This is a genomic window from Segatella copri (assembly GCF_009494835.1).
Classification (GTDB): Bacteria; Bacteroidota; Bacteroidia; order Bacteroidales; family Bacteroidaceae; genus Prevotella; species Prevotella copri_F.
Genome location: NZ_VZBE01000035.1, coordinates 1 through 6,396, shown reverse-complemented (window position 1 = coordinate 6,396; position 6,396 = coordinate 1). Strand labels below are relative to the sequence as shown.

The window sequence follows — 6,396 nt, the reverse complement described above, 5'->3', positions numbered from 1 at the left end:
GCTTATTTTAACACAAAAAAGCTCTCAAAAATTTGGTGATGTCTTAGGAATCATGGTCTTTTTCCCTGCAGTAGCCCTGCCTTTTGCAGTCCTTTCCACCAAATCTCTATATGTTATCGGACCTCTGGGACTGCTTGCTGTCTTTTTCTTCACGCTCAGTTTTATGGCTTTGGGCTATAATTACGTACCTTCCGAAGAACTTCTGGATAAGGAGGAAGAAGAGGAGGCTGCCATGGAATGTGTGGAAGACAATGCCTGTTTAGAACTGCAGGATGAAGAACTTGATGATAAGAAAGAAACTTTACAATCACTGCGTTCAGAAAGACGGCAGAAGATCATCCGTGAGAAGTTGGATGAATGGTGTGCTGCCAAGGGTTATAGGGATACGTCGCTGAATATGATTACCCTGTCACGTTCGTTGAATATCAGCAGATACGAGTTGTCGCGCTACCTCTCATCCTGTCTCAATACCACCTTCCGCCCCTGGCTTGCCGAGGTGCGTTTTGAGGCTGCCAAGAAGATGATGTTGGATAACCCCGACTTCGGTAATGACATCATTTCTGCCGAGTGCGGCTTTTCTTCCCGTACCCATCTCTACCGTATGTTCAAAGAGAAAGAAGGCTGCTCTCCTACGGCTTGGAGAGAGAAAAACTGTTAAAAAGTATGTATTAGGTGTCGCATTCCCCACGAATGCGACACCTTTTTTGTAGGAATGCGACACCTATGTGGGGGAATGCGACACCTTGTTTCAAAGAAAAACACTATATTTGCACCATGAAAAGTATAATAGAATCATTTGCCAAAGAAGAACAGGCTATCCTGATAGTAGCTCTGTTTCTCCTCATTTATGTTGGCACCATGATTAATGTCATGGTGAGGGAATATAGGACCTATCTTGATGATTACCCGATGTATCATTTCAGCTTGGGTGATTTCATCAGGAGAGGGCGTTTTTATATCTGCCTCATTCTTGGCGTAGTATTTATCACGTTCGTGTGTCTGGTAGTCAGTCTGATGGCAATCAGTATTCAGTAATTTCTTGATAAAATATAATAACAAAACATAACATTTATAATGAAAAGATTTACAAATCAATCCAATGGGTCGCAAGCCGGCCGTATGTACAATGGGGGGGCGATAATCCGTAGATTCGCTCTGTTCCCATTGATGTTGCTCATTTTGTTGCTTCTACCAGCCGGCATGGTTGCGCAGACGGAAGCTTCCAGTTCTAAGTATATAGCAACGTATGAATCCTCTACCCAAACCTTGACTTTCAAGGAAAATGTGGGTGAAACCCTTCCTGAAAATAGTGCTTTGGTGAAAGATAAAAAGACGGTGCGTGAGATCAATAGAAAATTAGGAAATGTGACTATCGTGCACATTGTTTTCGATAAGAGCTTTAGCACATACACTCCTACATCGTTGAACGGTTTCTTTACGTATCTCGAAAAACTGGAAACAATTACAGGCCTGGAATATCTGAATACAGAGAAGGTGACGGATATGTGTAACATGTTCTCTGGCTGTTCAAAACTCACCTCTCTCGATGTCAGTAAGTTCAATACCGTGAATGTGACGGATATGAGCGGAATGTTCAATAACTGTTCAAAACTCCCTTCTCTTGACGTCACAAACTTCAATACTGAGAAGGTGACGAATATGAGCAGAATGTTCTCTAACTGTTCAAAACTTACCTCTCTCGACGTCACTAAGTTCAATACCGCGAATGTGACGGATATGAGCAGAATGTTCGAGATCTGTCAAACTCTCACCTCTCTCGACGTCACTAAGTTCAATACCGCGAATGTGACGAATATGAGCGGAATGTTCTATTACTGTTCAAAACTCACCTCTCTCGACGTCACTAAGTTCAATACCGCGAATGTGACGAATATGAGCACAATGTTCTCTAATTGTCAAACTCTCACCTCTCTCGACGTCACTAAGTTCAATACCGCGAATGTAACGGATATGAGCAGAATGTTCTCTAATTGTCAAACTCTCACCTCTCTCGACGTCACTAAGTTCAACACTGCGAATGTGACGAATATGAGCACAATGTTCTCTAACTGTTCAAAACTTACCTCTCTCGACGTCACTAAGTTCAATACCGCGAATGTGACGGATATGAGCAGAATGTTCGAGATCTGTCAAACTCTCACCTCTCTCGACGTCACTAAGTTCAATACCGCGAATGTGACGAATATGAGCGGAATGTTCTATTACTGTTCAAAACTCACCTCTCTCGACGTCACTAAGTTCAATACCGCGAATGTGACGAATATGAGCACAATGTTCTCTAATTGTCAAACTCTCACCTCTCTCGACGTCACTAAGTTCAATACCGCGAATGTAACGGATATGAGCAGAATGTTCTCTAATTGTCAAACTCTCACCTCTCTCGACGTCACTAAGTTCAACACTGCGAATGTGACGAATATGAGCACAATGTTCTCTAACTGTTCAAAACTTACCTCTCTCGACGTCACTAAGTTCAATACCGCGAATGTGACAAATATGAGCCGTATGTTCTCTGGCTGTACAAACCTTACCTCACTTGACGGCACTAAGTTCAACACTGCGAATGTGTCGGATATGAGTGACATGTTCTCTGGCTGTTTAAAACTCACCTCTCTCGATGTCAGTAAGTTCAATACTGTGAATGTGTTGAATATGAGCAGAATGTTCTCTAACTGTGATGCTCTCACCTCTCTCGATCTCACTAACTTCAATACAGAGAAGGTGACATATATGAGCAGCATGTTCTCTGACTGTGATGCTCTCACCTCTCTCGACGTCACAAACTTCAATACCGCGAATGTGACGGATATGAGTTCTATGTTCTGTAGGTGTGTTGCTCTCACCTCTCTCTATCTCACTAACTTCAATACAGAGAAGGTGACGAATATGAAAAACATGTTTTGGGGTTGCCAAGCTCTCACCACCATCTACGCCAGCAGTAAGTTTGTAACAACCCAGGTAACTAATAGTAGCTATATGTTCTACAATTGTGAAAAACTCAAAGGCGAAGAAGTATGGAAAAACGACAAGGCTACCGACAAGACCTATGCCAAGATAGAAGGTGGATATTTTAGTGGTGGAATCCCTAGGGTAAAATATGCTGATGGCACGCTGACCTTCTTTCTCGCATCCAAGGAGACTTTGGGAGAAAATGAGTATGGAATCTATGATGGGTGGGCGACACCTGACTGGGTGTGGCAAAACCCTAACGTTACCAACGTTACCAAGGTAGTGTTTGATCCCGCCTTTGCAAATGCCCGACCAACCAAATGTAATGAATGGTTCCAAAACTACGTAAACCTCACGAGCATAGAGGGTATCGAATATTTGAATACATCGCAGGTTACTGATATGCATAATATGTTCTATAATTGTTATCATCTCCAAACAACAGACTTTTCTGGCTTCGACACTAGAAAAGTAACGAATATGAGTAATATGTTTTACAACTGTGGTAGTTTGAAATCGCTGGATATTTCAAATTTCAATACGTCGGAAGTGACGAATATGAGAAACATGTTTTATCATTGTATTGGGCTGACGTCACTTGATCTCTCTCATCTTAATACATCAAAAGTGTCTATTATGATTTCGATGTTCCAATTATGTAGTAACCTTTTGTCTGTTAATTTGTCGGGTTGGGATACTAGGAATGTAGGAAGTATGGATCATATGTTCGAAGGATGCAAATCCCTAAAGACACTTGACTTGTCTGGTTTTGATACTCGGGAAAAAACTTGTGCTATGGACGACATGTTTAATACGTGTAATGAACTTACTACCATTTTCGTGAGCGATAAGTTTGCTGTAGGAACACGCGGTACTGGTGATGGCACGATGTTCCAGGGATGCAACAAACTCAAGGGAGCCAATGCTTTAGATAAGAATAATCCACAAACGGGAATTGATAACGCCAACTACAAGACTGGCTACTTCACCAAGCTGGTAGGCAAAAATGGCGATGAGAAGATAGGAGCAACGGGAGAAACTCTTGCTACGGATAATCTTGCTCTTGACGACGATAAGGATTTCGTGGCTTACGAGCCATTCGCAGCCAAGGCTGCATCTTACAATCGTACAATGAAGGAAGGCACTACTTGGGCTACGCTCTGCCTGCCATTCGAGGTATCGCTCGAAAATCAGAACTTCCGTGCCTTCAAGCTCCTTTCGGCTGATGATGTTACAGAAACCGTAGAACTCGAAGAGATTGAGGGAAGCATCGCTGCTGGTACTCCTGTTATCATCAAGATGAAGGATGGAGCAACAAAGCTCAACTTCACTGAAGCCAACAAGGAGATTGCAAAAGATGTTCAGACTGCAGAAACCGCTAATGGCAACTATCAGCTCCAGGGTCTCTATACCCAGAAGGAGTTCAGCAAGGATACTGACAACAACTGCTACATTGTGAAGGGCTCCAAGCTGATGAACCCAGCCAAACTGTTGGATAAAACAACAACAGAGTCTGTGGGCAGCAAGCCTTTCCGTGCTTACATGGTAGGTAACTCATCTGCTCCTGCCGCAGGTGCCAGAATGTTCAGCATCAGCGTCGGCGGTAGCACCACAGCCATCGAGCAGTTGGAGTCTACAGCAGATAGCAAGGCAGAATACTACGACCTCCAGGGCCGTCGCCTCCAGGATTTGCAGAAGGGCATAAACATCGTGAAGCGTGGCGGCAAGACCATGAAGGTTATCATCAAGTAATAAAAAATAGTAATAAAAATAGATATGAAAAAGAAAAGATATATCAAGCCAGTGGTTAGCGTCATGGAAATGGAAACCACAGCCATCCTCGCCGGCTCTGTTATCCGGAAGGCGTCAGATGAGGATTACAGCGACGAAAAAGTGAAGGATTTCTGGGATACAAATAAGGGAATTTGGGCAGACTAGCCCCAGATTCTCTATCGTACCCCCAGGCAGCACTTCTGATGCTTGGGGCAAAATAAAAGGCCCCCGGAGCTATTACGCTTCGGGGGCTGTTTCATAATTTTTATCAGAAATCTCTTGCTGATATGAAAATAAAATCGTAACTTTGCGGTATCATTTTAAAACAGAAAGGTTATGAAGTACTTAGACCCTAAGGCAGACCTCACGTTCAAGAAGATATTCGGCAATCATCCTAAAAGACTGATCAGCCTCCTGAACGCACTCCTGCCACTCAGCGAAGAAGAGCAGATACACGAGATAGAGTATCTGCCAACGGAACTTGTGCCCCAGCTAGAAGGGGGCAAGAACACCATAGTTGATGTACTCTGCACCGACGTCAGAGGCAGGAAGTTCTGCGTAGAAATGCAGATGGAATGGTCTGACGCATTCCAGCAGCGAGTACTGTTCAATGCATCCAAGCTCTATGTGAGTCAGGCTAAAAAGGGAGGAAGATACAGCGAATTGCAACCCGTGTATTCTCTCAACCTGATAAATGATATCTTTGCGCATGATACTCCGGATTTCATCCACAACTACCGCATCGTGCACGATAAGGACAGCAATAAGGTTATCGAGGGCTTGCATTTCACCTTCATAGAACTCCCTAAGTTCACTCCACATTCCATCGCCGACAAGCGCATGATGGTCTTGTGGCTCCGTTTCCTGACAGAAATCAATTCCAATACGAAGGAGATTCCTTCCGACCTGCTTAATGACCCAGAGATAGGAAAAGCCGTAGAAGATCTTGAAGTTTCTGGCTTTACAGATGCCGAGCTCCGTGCCTATGACAAATTCTGGGATTCGGTAAGTGTTGAAAGAACTCTCCTGGATGACAGGTACCAGAAAGGAATGGAAGAAGGCATGGCAAAAGGCGAAGAAGTAGGCAAAAGCCAAAGAAGTATTGAGATTGCTAAGAATATGCTGGCAAAAGGTATGGATGAGGCGACAATCCAGGAAATAACTGGTTTGACGGAAGACCAGATACTGCAGATTCAGTAGATACAATGCCTGGTGATAAATATGGAAAGCCCCCGGAGCTATTACGCTTCGGGGACTTTTTCAGCTTTCTTCCTTATACTTCTTTCCAATCTACCAATCCCTTTCCCTTATCATCCAGTTCTATGGCAAGGGCGATTACTTTTCGCTTGTCAGCTTTGAATGGCTCGGCATACTGCTTGGCTTTTATCTGCTCCGTGGCAGCATCCACACCGCCGTTATTGCTCAGCTTCTGAAGTAAGCACTGGCAATATCGTCTCGTAAAGTGATTTTTTTACCTCAGAATTCGGAAATCCTAGCAAATAGATTCCATCCATATATCCCTTTATCGTAAGATACCCCAACTGATAAAGGACAAGTTCTGCTCCACCATCAGTCACATCAGAAGTCTCCAGTGTATCGCTAATTATCGGACAATACTCGAAATCTTTCAACCTCTTTTTAATATCATCTTCA

At 43.5% G+C, this 6,396-nt stretch carries 6 protein-coding genes and 1 pseudogene; 5 read left to right on the top strand and 2 right to left on the bottom strand.

Going from position 1 to position 6,396, the window contains the following annotated elements:
• From F7D47_RS14900 to F7D47_RS05505, 5 genes are all read left to right on the top strand, one after another.
• The coding region (locus F7D47_RS14900) for an AraC family transcriptional regulator (RefSeq protein WP_228113395.1) at positions 1-658 on the top strand (658 nt) is incomplete at its 5' end.
• 116 nt (positions 659-774) lie between these two features.
• Positions 775-1,035 carry a hypothetical protein gene (locus F7D47_RS14725; RefSeq protein WP_153114449.1) on the top strand — a complete coding sequence of 87 codons (261 nt, stop codon included), beginning with the start codon at positions 775-777 and terminating at the stop codon, positions 1,033-1,035.
• Between the two features lie 39 nt (positions 1,036-1,074).
• Positions 1,075-4,722 (top strand): BspA family leucine-rich repeat surface protein, encoded by a 3,648-nt coding sequence (locus F7D47_RS05515; protein ID WP_153108138.1) that lies wholly within the window; start codon positions 1,075-1,077, stop codon positions 4,720-4,722.
• Between the two features lie 24 nt (positions 4,723-4,746).
• Positions 4,747-4,908: a hypothetical protein gene (locus F7D47_RS05510; RefSeq protein ID WP_153085825.1), complete on the top strand. Its 162-nt coding sequence runs from the start codon at positions 4,747-4,749 to the stop codon at positions 4,906-4,908.
• Positions 4,909-5,079: 171 nt separating this feature from the next.
• Positions 5,080-5,943 carry an Rpn family recombination-promoting nuclease/putative transposase gene (locus F7D47_RS05505; RefSeq protein WP_153081836.1) on the top strand — a complete coding sequence of 288 codons (864 nt, stop codon included), beginning with the start codon at positions 5,080-5,082 and terminating at the stop codon, positions 5,941-5,943.
• A 73-nt stretch (positions 5,944-6,016) separates the two neighbouring features.
• Here F7D47_RS05505 and F7D47_RS14895 read toward each other — a convergent pair whose 3' ends face one another.
• Both F7D47_RS14895 and F7D47_RS14720 read right to left on the bottom strand, forming a co-directional pair.
• On the bottom strand, positions 6,017-6,151 hold the full coding sequence (locus tag F7D47_RS14895; RefSeq protein WP_228112412.1) for a PD-(D/E)XK nuclease domain-containing protein: 135 nt from the start codon (positions 6,149-6,151) through the stop codon (positions 6,017-6,019).
• Positions 6,152-6,158: 7 nt separating this feature from the next.
• Positions 6,159-6,396 (bottom strand): annotated as a pseudogene (locus F7D47_RS14720) (ATP-binding protein); the annotation flags it as partial.